At 57.3% G+C, this 16,359-nt stretch carries 20 protein-coding genes and 1 pseudogene; 15 read left to right on the top strand and 6 right to left on the bottom strand.

Annotation, left to right across the window (positions count from 1 at the left end; genetic code table 11):
* Positions 1-143 precede the first annotated feature (143 nt).
* Positions 144-524: a transposase gene (locus tag G7048_RS28570; RefSeq protein ID WP_240933074.1), complete on the bottom strand. Its 381-nt coding sequence runs from the start codon at positions 522-524 to the stop codon at positions 144-146.
* A 35-nt stretch (positions 525-559) separates the two neighbouring features.
* Positions 560-931 carry a transposase gene (locus tag G7048_RS28565; RefSeq protein WP_240933075.1) on the bottom strand — a complete coding sequence of 124 codons (372 nt, stop codon included), beginning with the start codon at positions 929-931 and terminating at the stop codon, positions 560-562.
* A 685-nt stretch (positions 932-1,616) separates the two neighbouring features.
* On the opposite strand from G7048_RS28565, the gene G7048_RS22670 reads away from it, so the two are divergent.
* From G7048_RS22670 to G7048_RS22635, 9 genes are read left to right on the top strand one after another with little or no spacing between them, the layout of a single operon-like run.
* Positions 1,617-1,790 (top strand): hypothetical protein, encoded by a 174-nt coding sequence (locus G7048_RS22670; RefSeq protein ID WP_166070303.1) that lies wholly within the window; start codon positions 1,617-1,619, stop codon positions 1,788-1,790.
* Positions 1,774-1,944 carry a hypothetical protein gene (locus G7048_RS22665; protein WP_166070302.1) on the top strand — a complete coding sequence of 57 codons (171 nt, stop codon included), beginning with the start codon at positions 1,774-1,776 and terminating at the stop codon, positions 1,942-1,944. The genes G7048_RS22670 and G7048_RS22665 overlap by 17 nt, the downstream gene beginning before the upstream one ends.
* A complete protein-coding gene (locus tag G7048_RS22660; protein WP_166070301.1) occupies positions 1,925-2,146 on the top strand; it encodes a hypothetical protein in 222 nt (73 codons plus the stop codon). The genes G7048_RS22665 and G7048_RS22660 overlap by 20 nt, the downstream gene beginning before the upstream one ends.
* On the top strand, positions 2,143-2,271 hold the full coding sequence (locus G7048_RS28685; protein ID WP_256376541.1) for a hypothetical protein: 129 nt from the start codon (positions 2,143-2,145) through the stop codon (positions 2,269-2,271). Before G7048_RS22660 ends, G7048_RS28685 begins: the two co-directional genes overlap by 4 nt.
* A 10-nt stretch (positions 2,272-2,281) precedes the next feature.
* Entirely contained in the window at positions 2,282-2,986 is a 705-nt protein-coding gene (locus G7048_RS22655; protein WP_166070300.1) for a lambda exonuclease family protein, read from the top strand.
* Positions 2,987-3,008: 22 nt separating this feature from the next.
* A complete protein-coding gene (locus G7048_RS22650) occupies positions 3,009-4,076 on the top strand; it encodes a recombinase RecT (RefSeq protein ID WP_240933081.1) in 1,068 nt (355 codons plus the stop codon).
* A gap of 45 nt (positions 4,077-4,121) precedes the next feature.
* Positions 4,122-4,286: a hypothetical protein gene (locus G7048_RS22645; RefSeq protein WP_166070298.1), complete on the top strand. Its 165-nt coding sequence runs from the start codon at positions 4,122-4,124 to the stop codon at positions 4,284-4,286.
* Between the two features lie 25 nt (positions 4,287-4,311).
* Positions 4,312-4,554 carry a hypothetical protein gene (locus tag G7048_RS22640; protein WP_166070297.1) on the top strand — a complete coding sequence of 81 codons (243 nt, stop codon included), beginning with the start codon at positions 4,312-4,314 and terminating at the stop codon, positions 4,552-4,554.
* A gap of 12 nt (positions 4,555-4,566) precedes the next feature.
* Positions 4,567-5,694, top strand: coding sequence for a recombination-associated protein RdgC (locus G7048_RS22635; RefSeq protein WP_166070296.1), 1,128 nt, complete (start codon positions 4,567-4,569; stop codon positions 5,692-5,694).
* Here the strand turns inward: G7048_RS22635 and G7048_RS22630 are convergent.
* The gene (locus G7048_RS22630) at positions 5,589-6,674 is read right to left on the bottom strand and encodes an IS5 family transposase (protein ID WP_240933271.1); all 1,086 of its coding nucleotides are present in this window, start codon (positions 6,672-6,674) and stop codon (positions 5,589-5,591) included. The genes G7048_RS22635 and G7048_RS22630 overlap by 106 nt on opposite strands.
* Before the next feature lie 571 nt (positions 6,675-7,245).
* Here G7048_RS22630 and G7048_RS22625 point away from each other — a divergent pair.
* The 3 genes and pseudogenes from G7048_RS22625 to G7048_RS22615 form a co-directional block, all read left to right on the top strand.
* A pseudogene (locus G7048_RS22625) lies at positions 7,246-8,205 on the top strand (IS481 family transposase); the annotation flags it as partial.
* 939 nt (positions 8,206-9,144) lie between these two features.
* Positions 9,145-9,516 (top strand): hypothetical protein, encoded by a 372-nt coding sequence (locus tag G7048_RS22620; protein ID WP_166070294.1) that lies wholly within the window; start codon positions 9,145-9,147, stop codon positions 9,514-9,516.
* A 75-nt stretch (positions 9,517-9,591) separates the two neighbouring features.
* Positions 9,592-10,137, top strand: a complete 546-nt coding sequence (locus G7048_RS22615; RefSeq protein ID WP_166070293.1) for a hypothetical protein — start codon at positions 9,592-9,594, stop codon at positions 10,135-10,137.
* Here G7048_RS22615 and G7048_RS22610 read toward each other — a convergent pair.
* The gene (locus tag G7048_RS22610; protein ID WP_166070292.1) at positions 10,110-11,669 is read right to left on the bottom strand and encodes a right-handed parallel beta-helix repeat-containing protein; all 1,560 of its coding nucleotides are present in this window, start codon (positions 11,667-11,669) and stop codon (positions 10,110-10,112) included. The genes G7048_RS22615 and G7048_RS22610 overlap by 28 nt on opposite strands.
* A gap of 398 nt (positions 11,670-12,067) precedes the next feature.
* Between G7048_RS22610 and G7048_RS22605 the strand changes: the two genes are divergently transcribed.
* The gene (locus tag G7048_RS22605) at positions 12,068-12,358 is read left to right on the top strand and encodes a hypothetical protein (RefSeq protein ID WP_166070291.1); all 291 of its coding nucleotides are present in this window, start codon (positions 12,068-12,070) and stop codon (positions 12,356-12,358) included.
* A 112-nt stretch (positions 12,359-12,470) separates the two neighbouring features.
* On the opposite strand, the gene G7048_RS22600 is transcribed toward G7048_RS22605, so the two are convergent.
* A protein-coding gene (locus G7048_RS22600) for an IS3 family transposase (protein ID WP_166066293.1) occupies positions 12,471-13,621 on the bottom strand; the annotation gives its coding sequence in 2 pieces (ribosomal slippage) (positions 12,471-13,375 and positions 13,375-13,621; 1,152 coding nt in all).
* Positions 13,622-13,658: 37 nt separating this feature from the next.
* Between G7048_RS22600 and G7048_RS28790 the strand changes: the two genes are divergently transcribed.
* On the top strand, positions 13,659-13,865 hold the full coding sequence (locus tag G7048_RS28790) for an AlpA family transcriptional regulator (RefSeq protein WP_166070290.1): 207 nt from the start codon (positions 13,659-13,661) through the stop codon (positions 13,863-13,865).
* Here the strand turns inward: G7048_RS28790 and G7048_RS22590 are convergent.
* Positions 13,774-15,099, bottom strand: coding sequence for an integrase family protein (locus tag G7048_RS22590; RefSeq protein WP_166070289.1), 1,326 nt, complete (start codon positions 15,097-15,099; stop codon positions 13,774-13,776). The two genes, G7048_RS28790 and G7048_RS22590, sit on opposite strands and share 92 nt — an antisense overlap.
* A gap of 185 nt (positions 15,100-15,284) precedes the next feature.
* Here G7048_RS22590 and G7048_RS22585 point away from each other — a divergent pair, with 185 nt between their 5' ends.
* Complete coding sequence (locus tag G7048_RS22585) at positions 15,285-16,292, top strand: D-2-hydroxyacid dehydrogenase family protein (protein ID WP_166070288.1); 1,008 nt, start codon at positions 15,285-15,287, stop codon at positions 16,290-16,292.
* Positions 16,293-16,359: the final 67 nt, after the last annotated feature.

The raw sequence follows: 16,359 nt of genomic DNA, 5'->3' as shown, positions 1-16,359 counted from the left end.
AGACCCGGGCGGCCAATCGCTGAAATGCATTGCGTACACCTGCCCTCATTGCTCAACAGTGATATCGGTGCAGCTGGACCCTCTCGCCCTGAAAACAGACACCCTGAATGCCGTTCGTGCCCTGCTGCTAGGGCCTGTTCACGTTACCGAAGCAACTCAAAGATCAAAGCCAGCGAGACAAACGCGGCATACATTGCATCCAACTTGTCGTAGCGGGTAAAAACTCGCCGATAGGCCTTGATCCGCCGAAATAACCGTTCAACTTCATTGCGTTGGCGATATTTTTGCTTATCTAGTGGCGAGGGATTCTTGCGTCGTGGATGCGCAGGGACAACCGGGATAAGGTTTCGATCCTCAGCTGCTGCACGCAAGTCATCGCTGTCATAGGCGCTGTCCATGAGCAAATACACAGCTGAATCTTGCGCGTCAATCGCCTCGACGAGTTTGCGGCCTTCCGGGCTGTCTCCGGCTTGTCCGGGCGTCAAACTCCAGATCAATGCATCCTTGCAACTGGCTGCGACCATGTGAATCTTGCAGCTCCATCCACCTCGACTCTTGCCTATGGCTTGTGGTCCGTTTTTTTCTGAGCCCCGCAGCCATCAGGGTGAACTTTGACGATGGTGGAGTCCAGGCTCAACGCTTGAACAGCCCACTGGCTAAGTGCCTGTTGCTGCAGATGGTTAAGAACTTCGGCAAGTACGCCGCTATGGGCCCAGCGATACAGCCGCATGTACACGGTGTGCCAGGGCCCGAATCTGCGTGGCAAGGCTCGCCATTTGCACCCGTTGCTGGCCATGTAGGCCAACGCGTTGAGGAACCTGTAGTGGCTGATCAACTTGCTGCCGCGAGGCTTGGGCAGCAGGTGACGGATACGTTTGAACTGAGAGCGGGTGATGTGCATGCAGGCGAGCGATTCTCGCTGCTCTGACATGCACTCAACTATTTAGGTGAACAGGCCATAGGCCGCAACTACGCGGCTGCCATGAAAAACAGCGCTCACCCCTGAGCCGGAGATCAGCACCGGCCCCTATCTGTGATGGTGTGACGGGTACTTGCCCACCCGCAAAAGGTGAAAGTCCAAACTCTCTCGTGAGATGTTGGGGAAAGCTGGGGCGAACACAGCAGCCATCTTCATTTTCAGAACATCCCGTGGCCGGGACTTGCAGAGGGCCCGTCAACCCGCAGCCGGTGGAAGCTCAACACTTTTCAGTATCTGGAGGGCCTCCCCTCCCTCCCTCTCTTTTAGGGGAATACTAGCAGCAAATCTCAACGGATTGTTTCTTTCTGATCCAAGAGGTTGCAGCATTGATTCGTTTGGGAACTTTTCACCGCAATTTCATTCGAATCACTTAGCAATAGATACTGCCTATTCTGATTTTTGATGATATAAATATTCGAACTTCAGTTTTCAACCGCGTCGAGGGCATCTCCTCCCTCCCTCTCTTAAACTTCCCTCGACACACTCTTCTCGAGTAGCGGTTCTCTACACCATCGACGCCCGCCCTAACGCGGGCGTTTCTTTTTCAGCCACCTCGAGTGCGCCTTCGTCCGCCCAAAACCGGCGACGTCATTCAATAGCCCGCTCTCGCGGGCTTTCTCTTTTCTGGAGCCCATCCATGGACACCATGCATCCCGACATGCAGGAAGCCCTGCGCAAGCAATCCGCCGACGACCAGGAGCTGGCCCGCCAGCAAGCAGACATCGAGTACCAGCAGCGCCGCGAGCAGGCCCGCCAAGACCGCGCTCTCGACCGACAGATTCGAGCGGGAGGTCGTGACTATACCTTCTGACGCCGAAATCCTCGATTGGCTCGAATCGATGGGCGCGACGTACATCTGCCTGCAGAACGGCAATGCCATCGACATCGAGAGCAGCACTCTCAACCTGCGCGCCACGCTCGCGGATCACATGAAGGAGATGCAGCATGCTCAACAAGCTGGTTGAACCCATCCTGATCATCGCCGTGCTCTGCTGCGCGATGGCGCTGTCGCAGCACATGAACGCCAAGGCGGATCAGAAGAAGCCCACCGAGGCCGAGCAGCACCAGCAGATGCGCCAGTGGTCTGCGAAGCGCGCGTGTCCCAAGGGTCACGAACCCGAGTGGATCGATGACGTGACCATGCGCTGCTTGCGGGTGCTGCCATGAACGACACCCAACTCACCATCCCCCAAAGCGCCCTCCTCTACGTGGGCGTTTTGCTTTTCACCGGCGGCACTGCCGCAGTCATGGCCGCTGGCATCTATGTCGGCTGGCTGCATCCCTTTGTTTGAAAGAACGCACATGAACGCACTGACAAAACCCGAGAGCGCGGCTCTCAACGCGCCCGCATTCATCGTCCACTACAGCGCCCAAGGAACAGATGAGTGGAAGCTGGCGCGCGCTGGCGTGATCACCGCCAGCATGTTCTCCGTGGCGCGCGAAAAGCTCAAGTCCGGACCCAACAAGGGCAAACCGACCGAAGCGGCGAAGAACTACGCATTCCGTCTCGCCATCGAGCGCATCAGCGGCGAGCCGCTGGATGAAGGCTTTGAAACATGGCAGATGAAACGCGGGCACGAGCTGGAGCCAATGGCACGCGCTGCGCACGAGCAGCATGCACAAGTCACGGTGGACACCTGCGGCTTCGTCACAACGCCAGATGCAGTGTTTGGGGCGAGTGCCGACGGACTGGTCGGCGCAGACGGCGGCGCGGAATACAAGTGCTTGGTGAGCCCTGAGCGACTGCGCGACACACTGATTCTCAACGACATCAGCGACTTCTTCGATCAGTTGCAGGGCGGCATGTGGATCACCGGCCGCACCTGGTGGGACTTCTGCATCTACTGCCCCGCCCTCGCCCCAATCGGCCGCGAGCTTTGCCGCTGGCGCGTGCCGCGCAACGACGAGTACATCGCCACGATGGAAAAGGAACTTGTCGAGTTCAGCCAACTGGTCGATGAGTTCGAGAGCTCCCTGCGCGCGCAGAACCAACTACTGGCCGCCTGACTTCCACATTGAAGGAACACCAGTGACCACAAACATCCAACAAGCACCAGCAGCAGCCCGCCCCCTCGCCCAGATGAAGCCCAAGGAGCAGATCGCACATCTGCTGACCGTGAAAAAGGCGGAAATCGCGAAGATGCTGCCCAAACACCTCAACGCCGAACGCCTGCTAAAGGTTGCGCAAATCGCTGCCACAACAACTCCAGCGCTCGCGAAGTGCGACGTTGCCAGTCTGGTCGGCGCCATCGGCCAGTGCGCACAGATGGGTCTTGAGCCCAATACGGTGCTGGGCCATGCTTACCTCGTGCCGTTCAACACCAAGCGCAAAGACGCCAACGGGGTGGAGCGCTGGGTCAACAGCGTACAGGTGATCATCGGCTACAAGGGCCTGATTGACCTCGCGCGTCGCAGCGGGCAAATCGTCAGCATTGCCGCACACGAGGTCTGCGAAGCCGACCACTTCACTCTAGTCTACGGCCTCGATGAAAAGCTCGAGCATACCCCGTCCATGGGCGAGCGCGGCGAGGTCATCGGCTTCTACGCCGTCGCCAAGCTCAAGGACGGCGGCCACTGCTTCGAGTTCATGAGCCGCCTGCAAGTGGAACGCATCCAAGCCGCATCCGATGCGAAGAACCGCTTCCCATCGAAGGTGTGGAAAGAGCACTTCATCGAGATGGGTCGCAAGACCGTGATCCGCCGTCTGGCCAAATACCTGCCGCTGTCCATCGAGTTCCAGACTGCCGCCGCGCTCGACTCGATGGCGGAGTCTGGCCGTGACCAGAATCTGGAAACCAACACCATCGACGGCGAATTCACCATCGTGCCAGATGAAGCAGCGTTTCACGCGGGCGAGCAGCAGCCGGATCAGGAGACCGGCGAGATTCAAGGCTACGCGGAAAGCAGCGCACCGGGCGCGCCGCAGCTTGAGCCCGCAGCGGAATATCAGAACGTGCTCAACAGCATGCTGAAGGCCAAGACAGTGGATGCATTGGACACGGCTGCCGCGCTGATCAGCAGCGTGGGCGATGACAAGCATCGAACGGAACTGAATCAGAAGTACGACGCACTGCGCGCCGACCTCTCCGAAGACTGACCCACAAGGCCCGCACCACGCGGGTCTTTCTCGTTGGAGGCAGCCATGCCCAAGACACCAACACCAGCGCAGCAGCTTGAACGCGCCGCTGCGATGCTCCAGAAGCTCCTGAGCCGCGCCGGGCACCAGCTGCCGGCCGACATCAGCCGCGAGGCTGACGACTGCATGTACATGTGTCGCCAGGTGGCGGAAGCCGCAGCCCAGCACTGAATCATCAACTTCGAGGAGTTCATGAATGCAACCCATCCTCCCCCCCCCCGACGCTGACAAGCGCCTGCAGTTGAAAGAACAACTCCAGTTGCGCATGCGTCAGAGCATCGCAGAACAAGGCGCATTCGGCGTGCGCCAGACATCACTCTGGCTCAAGGCCTACAAGCTCGCCCAGAAATGCACCGTGCGCGAGTGGCCGACCTGCTCCACCCTTCGCCGCCGCATCAAGGCTCTTGATGACGTGCTGGCGTGGAAAGTCCAACCCTGAATTCACCACCCCATGCTGAAAAATCTGATCATCTACCGCATCGCCACGTCGTGGTCTATGGAACTCGCGACCGCCGAGGCGACGCTGGCCAAGTCCCCTTTCGAGGAATGCGGCCCAACCCAAGAAAAGTCCGTCGGCTGGGTGCCGCCACGCGGCGAGGAGCATGGCTCACTGGTCGAATCCGTGGGTGGCCAATGGATCGCGCGCCTGATGACCGAGTCCAAGGTGATCCCCGGCTCGGTGCTGGCACGCAAGGTCAAGGAAAAGGCTGCGCGCATCGAGCAGGAAACCGGTCGCAAGCCCGGCAAGAAGGAAAGCAAGGAGCTGAAAGAAGAAGCCAAGCTCGACCTGCTGCCGATGGCCTTCACCAAGCAGGGATCGACCTGGGTGTGGATCGATCCCGAAGCGCATTTGCTGGTGCTGGTCGACGCGCTGCCGGGCTTTGCCGTCGCGCTGCTGGACACCGCCGAATCGCCGCAGGCCTGCATGGCGCATTGGCTCAAGGAGCAGGAACCACCGACAGGCTTCAGCATCGACCGCGAATGCGAGCTCAAAAGCGCCGACGAAGCCAAGGCCGTCGTGAAATACGGCCGGCACCCGCTGGACATTGACGAAGTCGGCGAGCACATCGATCAGGGCAAGTTGCCCACCAAGCTAGCCATGACGTGGGACGACCGGGTTTCGTTCGTGCTGACCGAAGGCCTGCAGATCAAGAAGGTGTCATTTCTCGACACCGTGTTTGAAGGCCAGAAGCAGGACGACTCGGGCTTCGATGCCGATGTGGCGATTGTCACTGGCGAGCTCACCAAGTTGCTTCCGGACCTGATCGAAGCGCTGGGCGGTGAAGGACGTACTGAACTCAGCGGAGCGTCAACAGCTGCGCATCGGACAACAATCGTCACAGGCAGCCCTGTGGGAACCTCTCACAACCGGCGATTCCCCAGTCGCCCACTCCGCATGGCGAGCAGATTGCTCATTGACTGGTTTGTTCAACGCAGATTTGGGTCATTTCGGGCCCATTGCGCCCCCGACTCTCAGGCCTTCGCCGTTTGCAGGCGCACCGGTCTCTTTGAGCTCGCTGTTTTGAAGAACGGATCGACCTTGTTTTCAAGGAACGACGCCAGGCGCTTCAAGTTGTAGCACGCAACCATCATCGTCATGACCGTGGTGGCTCTGGTCTGTCCAATCGTGCGCACGAACTTGCCGCCCATGTGACGGATGCCTGCAAACACGTGCTCGACACGCGCACGTCGCTTGGCAATGCGTTGATTGCGTCGCTCCTGGCATTCGCTGAGCGGCTGCTTCGCTTTGGCTTTGCGCTGGATGCCATCTTTGAAGCCCAACACCTTGAGCATCTTGATGCGTTGAGCGCTCGGGTAGGCCTTGTCGGCATTGACCTCTTTGCCGGTGTTCTTCATATCCAGCACTTCATCGAAGTGATGGCCGTCGTGCTCGCTCGCTGTCCCCGTGGCCACGCCCCGGATGAAGCCGTGTTTGTGATCGACGCTCACACTCAGCTTGTAGCCAAAGTAGCGCTTGCCGTGCTTCTTGGTGTGGGTGGCATCGATGTCTTTTTGCCGATCTTTGGCATCACCCCATTCAGGTCTTTGGCCGTTGGAGAGTTGCTCGCGTTCGCCCTTGTTCATGCGTTGGCGCGGTGCTGGCACCAAGGTCGCATCGATGGCCTGACCACCGCGCGCGATGTAGCCATGACGATGCAATTGCTCGTCCACGCCATGCAGCAAAGCCGTGGCTCCATCCACGCCCAGGCGCTCGCCAAAGCGCCAGATGGTGTTGCGGTCCGGAACGTTCATCGAGTCTTGCAGCAAACAAAATCGCTGGTAGCTCATGCGGTCAAGCAGTTGATATTCCATCTGCTCGTCCGAGAGGTTGTAGAGCCTCTTCAGGACCATCACCCGTACCATGACCTCAGTGGGATAGGCCGGACGACCACCCTTGCGCCCATCACTGCGCTCGATGATTCCATCGACCAGACGGGCCAGCGCGGTGAAGTCGATGTGCTGCGCAATGACTTGCAGCGGATCGCCCACTTCATCGATCTTGCGCTTGCGGGAGGCTTCGGCGAACAGGTCGAACTTCAGGGCACTGCGGGGGGTGATCATGCTGCGAATTTACTGCATCAGATGACGTGAGTCAGCGACGTCGGGAGGTTTTGAGAGGTTCCCCTGTACAAGATGACGCTGGGTCTATCGAATCGTCATTCTGACCACGCCATCCCAGCAATCAGCCCGCCGCATACGGATTTTTCATTTATAGAGAGCGCATTCGGAGTTGCTAGGCGAGAAGCTTAGCCCTCCCTAACGCTGCATCCGATACGAACAGGACCCGCAAGAGCTGCGCGAATAGCCACGAACCGACAGCGCAGCGGTCACAACGGGGTGAGCGCGGCAATGGCTCCTGCAGGGCACGCCGGGATCACCTCCGGCACGCCATCTTCATTTTCAAACTGTCGCCAAGGTCATCAACGCCTTCAAGTCTTTGTACCACGACCTGTTTGGAAAGTAGCAACTCGCCGACTTCACCAAAACGATTTCAATTGTTGTTATGACACCCATCTATCTGTCAGGTCCCGGATGATTGGATCGTAAAAACCAAGCGTCCGCTACTGTTCAGCCGAGAGGTACTCAAAGCGGTTGTGGCAACATGGCGCATCGAGACAGGAGAGACGCCATGCTGATCTCATTGCACAAGAACGCAACCACCACGCCAGCGATTCGCCTGGCGCTGCAGCAATCGAGTGCGTCCGACCACGAGCTTGCGCAGCAATATGGCATTGGACTTGGTACGGTGCGCAAGTGGCGCCATCGCACAAGCGTGCAGGATGAAAGCCATACCGCTCATCACCTGCAGACAACGCTCAACGCAGCGCAGGAAGAGCTGGTGATCTATCTGCGATCTCAACTGCTGCTGCCTCTGGATGATTTGCTGGCAGTCGTTCACGAATTCATTGAACCTGCGATGAGCCGCTCGGCGCTGGATCGATTGCTGCGTCGCCGAGGACATTCGCGCTTACCCACGGCCGTTCGAGCCGAGCACGAAAGCAAACCGTTCAAAGCCTATGAGCCGGGCTATGTGCACATTGATGTGAAGTACCTGCCCCAGATGCAGGATGAGAACAAGCGCCGATATGTCTTTGTTGCCATTGACCGAGCTACGCGTTGGGTGTTCATCCAGATCAAGCAATACAAGACGGCAGCGGCTGCGCACGCGTTTTTGGCGACCCTGAAGAAAGCTGCTTGCTTCAAGATTCGCACGATCCTCACAGATAACGGCAAAGAGTTCTCGGATCGTCTGTTTGGCAAGCACGAGAAGCAACCAAGCGGTGATCACGAGTTTGATTTACTGTGCAAGGAACTCGGTATAGAGCACCGACTCACACGGCCCAGAACGCCACGTACCAACGGAATGGTGGAGCGCTTCAACGGAAGGCTCAGCCAAGTGCTGCGCACGCATCACTTCAACAGTGCAGAGGATCTAGAGAAGACGCTTCATCGCTTTGTGTGGCTGTACAACCAGCAGATTCCACAGAAAGCTCTGCGGCATGAAACGCCCGTTCAGGCCCTCAAGCGATGGCAGGCGTCACATCCAAAATTGTTTGAAAAGAACGTGCGCAATCATCCGGGACCTGACATCTATCCCTGGACTGGTGAGCAACTGCTGATGCTTAGATCTGAGTACGGCATCACCCCCAATGACGAATTGGCCGCTCGTATAGGCAGAAGTAAGCCAGCCGTAGTGCAAAAGGCAAGAGAGTTACGCATCGGGCGGGGCCGAGAACCGTATAGACGTTGGTCGCCCGAAATGGCTGCACTTCTTTCCGATCTTTACCAAACAACCGAAGCCAAAAAAATTGCTGAAATTTTTGGTGTCACCCTAGCAGTTATTAAAGACCGCGTGAAACGACTTGGTCTAAAAAAATACCGCGACCGCCGAAAGGGAGTACCGTGGACGGAAATTCAAGATCAAAAACTGCGCGATTTAATTTCAGAGAACACGACTTTGATCGACCTGTCGATAGCATTGAATCGATCGCAAAGAGCTGTTCACCAACGAGCGATAGATCTATACATTGTGGAAAAAACATATCGCCAATTGAATATAGGCGAGGAGAGAGTCAACAGCAGCGGACTCCTGGTACGAAAGATATCAACCGCACGCAATCAAGGACATCGAAACTACAAACGGGTAGACGTGATCGAGTGGGAGGCTCTGAACGGTCCGCTCCCCGAGGGAATGACTTTAATTCGTATGGACTCCAAGATGCCCAGAGTTCCAAGCAATTTGGCACTCGTTCGAATCGAAGATCATGCTCTGTTGTCTGCCAACGCGCGCATGTCGCCCGAGATGAGAATGATCATCGGCCTCAAGTCTCAGATATCAAAACAGATGAATCAGCTGGAGAGGCAAACGGCTTCGAAATGACAGTTGCCTCGCTACGAAAAGCGTTACAAGCACTCAAAAACAGATCCCGGTCTATACCTCTCGAGCGCGCTAGAGTCATTGCAGACTCTGCAAATTTACTCGCAGAACTTGCCAAGCAAGAGCTTCAATCAAAACAAGGATAACGCCATGGCGAAATCGAAAAATATCGAGCATCTTCGCGATACTCTTTTCAAGCAACTGGATCAACTGGTTGATATCGACAAGCCGGTCGACATTGATCGCGCCCGACTGGTTTGCGACACATCCCGAATTCTTGTCGAAATCTCGAAGGTTGAAGTGGAATATGCGCGAGTGATTCAGGGGGCAATCACCCTCCCCTTCATTGAGAGTCAAGATGGGAGCGTGGAACGGCCTCACCCCGAACTGCCAGCGACCGCCGCTGGCACGGCAACAACGACCACTTCCGAAGACCGCACGCTCGCCGCGCTGAACTCGGGCCCGCCGGCCGACCATCCATGGCGCGGACTTGGCACAAGGGTCCATCGCCTTGATCACTGAAGTCGCCACATCCCCTCATCAAAGCCGCGCTCGTCGCGGCTTTTTCATTGTCCTCAACAATAAGTGGGTAGAGCAATGCATCCAGCTTCCGCTTTTATCTCTGCGAGTTCGACCACGCTTCCTCAGTCGATCATCATCAACGGCTACCAGCTCCGCGACGCACTCAGCCTGATCGCTCCAGAGGGCACGCCCCAGCAGATGGAAACCACGGTCTGCATTCAGTCAGGCCCGAGACGCATCACATCGCAGGGCGTGGAGCCCGCAGGCCTGTTCTGCTGGCTGGAAGAATACCCAGAGGAAGGCAGCGTTCGGCTGGACGAGAACCCGCGCGATATTCGTCTGGCCACCCCACACGACGAGCGGATCGTCAACGTCGCCCAGAAGCTACTGGCGGCCGCGCGCTGGACCTACGGCAACCCAGAAGCACGAGCGCAACCAGATGCCCGCGCTCTCGCAAAGATCGTATTGCGCTTGATCCATCCAATCCTCAACGCGCACGCAGACACAATCACATCGGCATCGCGATTGCATCACAGCGAGCTCTTGACCTTAGGCGCCCTCACTGCTTCGGACGCACTCCAGCAAGCTATGACTCAACTCGATGACAATCTCGCGCCCTGATGGCTTTTGAAAATGCCAACGGTGCCCAGAAGCACACCCACAGCGCTGGCGACTCGCAAGACGTTAGCACCAAAGAATCTGATCAAAGTCATTTGAACAGGAGAGTCAAAAATATCCTGAGCGAGCGGCCCACGAGGGGCGCGTTTGAACAGATTCTTAGCATGAGTTTCTGTGCCGCCTGCGGCACAGTACACCCCCCCTATGCCGGCGAGCGCCAGTGCAGAGCCGAACAAAGCCCATGGAGCATTGAAAGGCACGGGGACAGGCGGGTGTGTTAGTTGCTCGTTACGTAGTGGATTACCTATGCAATTGAAGGATGTATTGTCGATGGCCCAATTGAGGTAGGTGATGCCGCTAGACACGGAATTGCCTAGCCCCAGGGGATTATCGGAATTGATGGGGCCGGTGTAGGACCCCCACCAGTTGCAAGGCAGATCCAAGGTGATGGCGGGCGCTTGCGCCGGGTTGTCAGCACCTGTTTCGTTGCCATAGAACTGATTGCGGCTGCCGCTTACGCTTACCGGTTGGGCTCCGTTTGAAGTCACGGTGCGGATGCCTTGCTTGCTTGCACCGGTGATGAGGTTGCCGCCACTGAGCGTCACCGTGGTCGGCGTGCTCGATCCCGCCGCAAACAGCCCCACTGGTGCACCGCTGAGCCTATTGTTCGCCATGTTGAGCGCAATACCGCCAGCCGTCACATTGACGTAGACCGCATCGCTGAATTGATTGTCACTGACCAAATAGGACTGACCACCGCTTCCTACAGCATAGAGGTTACCGTCTGCGCGGCTAATGCGGTTGTTGATGATCTGTGTGCCGTTGCCTGCGCTGGACAGCAACACGCCTATGGACCATGCAGCATCGAGGCCGCAGGCAGGGTTCGACGTGCTGCATTGCAGATTGGAAACTGTGTTGTCCTCCACCAGCGCCACTGCGCCACTGCTGATCTGGACTCCGTTCTGAGCAATGGTGGGCGGCGGCATGGTACCTGTGATGGTATTGCCGCGCACCGTGACATTGGAGCCGGTGTTTGACACCGTCACGCCGTTTTTCTGAAAATCATCGATCACTGAATTGAGGACCTGACCGCTCCCCACCTGGCCTGTGCCCGGCGCGCCAAAGCGCACGCCACCACCGTTCTGGCTGTTTGCAAGCGGCTGATCGCGGATAGCGGTGATGCGGGTACTGTCCAACGTAAATTTGGCATTGCCACCGACGAATACACCGCAGCCGATAGAACCCGAGGAACTCGGCCCCGGGCCTCGCACCTGAAGGTCTTTCATGGTTGCATTCGTAGCGACGCCAGTCACGAACACAATGGCGGTCAATTGCCCGCCGCTACCGGGTGATATAGCGGGATTGGAGGCCAGCACGGCCGGTGCCTGGATGATGGTGCTGGCGCTGCCGGCGCCTTGCACGACCACGCTCTTGTTGATGGTGAGCTGTTCAGTGTAGGTGCCAGCCGCCACCTGCAGCGTGTCGCCGCTGCTGGCCGCTTGCGCAAGCGCGTAGCCGATGGTCTGGCAGGCCAAAACTTGGCAATTGCCTGTATCGCCCCCCCTGGCTGCACCTGCAAGTTTGCAGCATGCACAGCACTTTGCGCAGAAAACCAGACGCCGCACACCAAAGCGCCGCTAAAGAGGCGGCTCTTGAATATCTTGGGATCCATATTTCCTGCTTGTTAACGTGAAATGAAAGCGTTGAGATTATGAAATTCGTGAGGCTTGGCGGGCAATCAGGAGAAATACCCGACTCAAAGCTCAACAAGAACCAGTACGAAAATTTTCAATCGCGACTACTGAAACGCCCCATAGAGCGCTGAATGGTGCTGCCATTGGCTTGCGCCGCGGTAAGACTGACAACTTGCCCGCGCGGGTTGCCGAAGCCAGGGAAGGAGCAAGCATGACCCTCAGCAGCAGAGCCCGGAAACGTGGCGACAAGCGCAACCGATTCCGCGAACAAGACGAACACCAGCCCGCCGATTGAGCGGTCGAGGTTGCAAGCTCAACCACAGATTGCAACCCAGCTTGCAACATTCACACATAGCCTGCCTTGGGCGGGTATTTTTTTGGAGAACAACCCTTTGATTTCACTCAACTCCTTCAGAAAACAGGAGTTGCATCGCCCGATGGGCGCTTATGAAGAAACCCGAGCCCCGCTGATGCGGGGTTTGTTTTTTTCTGCTCGTGCATTCGGGCAGTCCGAAGACCAAACACTATGAAAACCATCGCCGCAATGCAACTCCTGCCCGCAGCGCTGACCCGTGAACAGTCGGCCGCATTCCTTGCACTCAGCGTCAGCACTTTTGAGAAACTTGAATCGCCCCGGATTTCCTAGACACTGTTGAGCCGTTGGGAATGCCGTCTTTCGAACTCTACCGGAGAGATATCTCCGGCGGTGCCATGACGCCTTTTCGGGTTGTAAAACATCTCGATGTAGTTGAAGACATCAGCCCTGGCCTCATCGCGCGTCGGGTAAATCTGGCGGCGAATACGCTCGCGCTTGAGCAACTGGAAGAAGCTCTCGGCCACGGCGTTGTCGTGACAGTTGCCGCGACGACTCATGCTGGAGACCAGATTGTGATCTCGCAGAAAGCCCTGCCAGTCATGGCCTGTAAACTGACTACCCTGATCCGAATGCACCATGACAGGCAGCTTAGGCCTGCGACGCCACAAGGCCATCAACAGTGCATCGAGCACCAAGCCAGTATCGATGCGGCTGCCCATAGACCAGCCAACAACCTGACGTGAGAACAGGTCAACCACCACCGCCAGATACAGCCAACCTTCATGGGTGCGGATGTATGTGATGTCAGTCACCCAAGCTTGGTTGGGCTCGGCCGCTGCGAAGCGGCGCTGCAAGTGATTGGGCGCGACGATGGCAGGTTTGCCGCCACGCATGCCTGCACGGCGTTTGTAGCCCGTCTGTGAGCGCAGCCCCTCGATTTTGAGCAGTCGTGCCACGCGATGCTTGCCGCAGCTCTCGCCCAAATCACGCATGTCCATGGTCAGCTTGCGATAGCCATAGACGCCACCACTCTCGAGCCACGCATGCTTGAGAAGACCCAACAGACGTTGATCGTCCTTTGCACGCAGGCTCATCGGTTGCGCCTTCCAGGCGTAGTAGCCGCTAGGGTGTACAGCCATGACCTTGCACAGTCGGCGAATGCTGTACTCACCTTCATGGCGCTTGATGAATGCGTACTTCACCCGGACTGCTTGGCAAAGTACGCTGCGGCCTTTTTTAGGATGTCGCGCTCCTCTGTGACTCGCTTGAGTTCAGCCTTCAGTCGTCGCAACTCCTCGGTTTGTGACACCTGTGCCGGCCGATCATGGGCAGGCGTTCCTTGAGCCTTGATCCATTGATAAAGGCTGTGCTGACTTACGCCTAGTCGGGCTGAAACATCGGCCACCTTATGGCCGCGCTCAGTGATCTGCTTGACTGCTTCGGTCTTGAATTCTTGGGGATATCTTTGGTTACTCATAGCACCTCCTATTGGGCCTTAGATTTAAGGCTCAGAGGTGTCTAGAAAACCCGGGGCGATTCAACTGGTGCGCGAAGGCTCATTGCCAAAGCCTCGACAAGTGGCAAATCGCCGCGTCGCATGGCTGCGCACCGAATTGGAATCTTGGCTGATCAGCCGTCCGCATTCGGAACTCCTGCCACCTGAGAACACTGGGGCATCGAAGCCGCGACGAAGTCTTCAAGCTTCTTGTCCAGCTCGGTGAGCCAGTGCCTGCGCTCGCGGTCATAGCGATAAAGGTTGTAGTCCCCCGCCACCCCGGCCAGCACATGGCCAATGATTGCTTCACCGACTTCATGCGGACATTGCAAAGATGCCAGCAATGTCCGCCCTGTTCGCCGCAGGTCATGTGGAGACCAGTGGGTAACCGTTAGCCTCGTCCTTATGTGATCGGGCCGAGATTTGCTGTAGGGCTGCAGGTAGTGAACTTTCGACTGCATGTATGCCTGAGTCTGGGGTTTTGTGAGCCCGTCTCGGCCAACGCTTGGGAAGAGAAGATCCCCACCCCTTACCGCGCACAGTCGGCGCACGATCATTTCAGCACGCCCCACCAGAGGAATGCGCAAATCATGTGCCGCCTCGACATTCCGCCCCTTCATCAGGTTCTTTGGAACAGTCCACCAAAGTCCGTCCACCTCTTCGGTGAGTTGCGACTTCCTCAAGATGCAAATCTCCGACCCTCGCGTGCACGTCCAAAGTTGCACCGTCAGAAAATCCTGCACCTGTTGACTGAACAGCCCAAGGTTGTCGCTCAACAGGCTCTTGATTTCCATCCCCGTCAGCACGCGCTTGCCAGTGCCCTTGTGCACACCATCGCGCATTGCGCCTTTGCTGCGCAGCTTGTGCGACATCTTCTCTGCCCACCAGTTCGGCAGATCCTCCTGAATAATTCCAGCGTCCATAGCAAACCGCCAAGCCGCCGCCATCTCGGATTTCACCGATGCGGCAAGCACTGGGCGATCCAGTAACCCCTTGATCACCTCAAACACTGTACTTCGCGTCACCGTGTTTACGGTTTTTTGCGCATACCCTGCCAACGCGTTTCTGAGCCTCTGAGCAACGGCCTTTGCGCCCTTTGGAGCGCGATTGACATTGAGATAACCCTCGGCATAGTCTTCAATAAGTTGGCCGATGGTGTAGGTTTCCGCCTTGGGCACCTCCACCAATGCGGTTTTGGAGGACCTCTTCTCCACCGCAGGGTCTCGCCCGGATTCACGCTGATCGCGTAGCTCTTGCCACCGTGCTGCAGCTTGCGCTGGAGACTTTGCAGGCCAAGTGCCAATCTTGATTTGACGCAGCTTCTGATCCACGGGACTACGGTATCTATACGTCCATGTCTTTTTGGTTAAAGTAGCTTCAAGCCGAAGTCCGGGGCATCCTTGCACGACAATATGTGCACCAGGCTGCAACCCCTTTGCCGCTTTTGCATCAAAGAACATTCATCCTCCCGAGTGGTTCGAAAAGAACCTATACCAAACCTATACTAACCAATGAAGTGTAGCAATGTTCAGAAAAGAGTAGGCAAGACTTTGCATGACTCCGAAATCTGCAAAAGTTATGAAAATTCAACAGCTTACGGGAAAACAGCGTTGAAAATCAAAAAGTTATGAAGGGCGTGGATTTAATGAACATTGTCATATTGGACGACTATCAAGACGCAGTACGCAAGCTTCATTGCGCCGAGCGACTCGAAAGATACTCCGCCAAGGTTTACACCAACACGGTCAAGGGCCTCGGCCAGCTGTCGGTTCGCCTGAAAGATGCCGACATCATCGTGCTGATCCGCGAACGCACCCAGATCTCCAAACAGTTGGTGGAAAAGCTCCCGCGCCTGAAACTCATCGCGCAGACCGGCAAGGTCGGCTCGCACATCGACGTGGCCGCCTGCACCGAAAAAGGTATCGCCATTGCCGAAGGCGTGGGCTCTCCCGTCGCACCGGCCGAGCTGACCTGGGCGCTCATCATGGCGGCCATGCGCCGACTGCCGCAGTACATCGCCAACCTCAAGCACGGCGCGTGGCAGCAATCGGGCATGCGTTCGGCGTCCATGCCTTCCAACTTCGGGCTCGGCATGGTGCTGCGCGGCAAGACGCTGGGCATCTGGGGCTACGGCAAGATCGGCCGCATTGTCGCGAGCTACGCCAAGGCTTTCGGCATGAACGTGCGCGTGTGGGGCCGCGAAGCTTCACGTGCGCAAGCGCTAAGCGACGGCTTTCAGGTCGCATCGACGCGCGCCGAATTCTTTTCGCAGTGCGATGTGATCTCGCTGCACCTGCGTCTCAATGAAGAAACGCGCAACATCGTCACGCTCGAAGACCTGAGCCAGATGAAGCCCACCGCGCTGATCGTGAACACATCGCGCGCCGAACTGATCGAACCCGATGCGCTGATCGCCGCACTCAACCGTGGCCGCCCCGGAATGGCTGCGGTGGACGTGTTCGAGAGCGAACCCATCCTGCAAGGCCACGCCCTGCTGCGCCTCGAAAACTGCGTGTGCACGCCGCACATCGGCTATGTCGAGCAGGACAGCTACGAGCTGTACTTCGGCGCGGCATTCGACAATGTGGTCAACTACATCAAGGGCACGCCCACCAACATCGTGAATCCAGGAGCGCTGCAAGTGCGCCGCTGATCCGCCAAGTTTCAGGCGAACAAAAAGGGCCTTCGATTTTTGTCGAAGGCCCTTTGTGTTTGTGCGT

Origin of the sequence: Diaphorobacter sp. HDW4B, from assembly GCF_011305535.1 — a bacterium.
Classification (GTDB): Bacteria; Pseudomonadota; Gammaproteobacteria; order Burkholderiales; family Burkholderiaceae_C; genus Diaphorobacter_A.
This window is presented reverse-complemented; position numbering and strand designations above follow the sequence as displayed.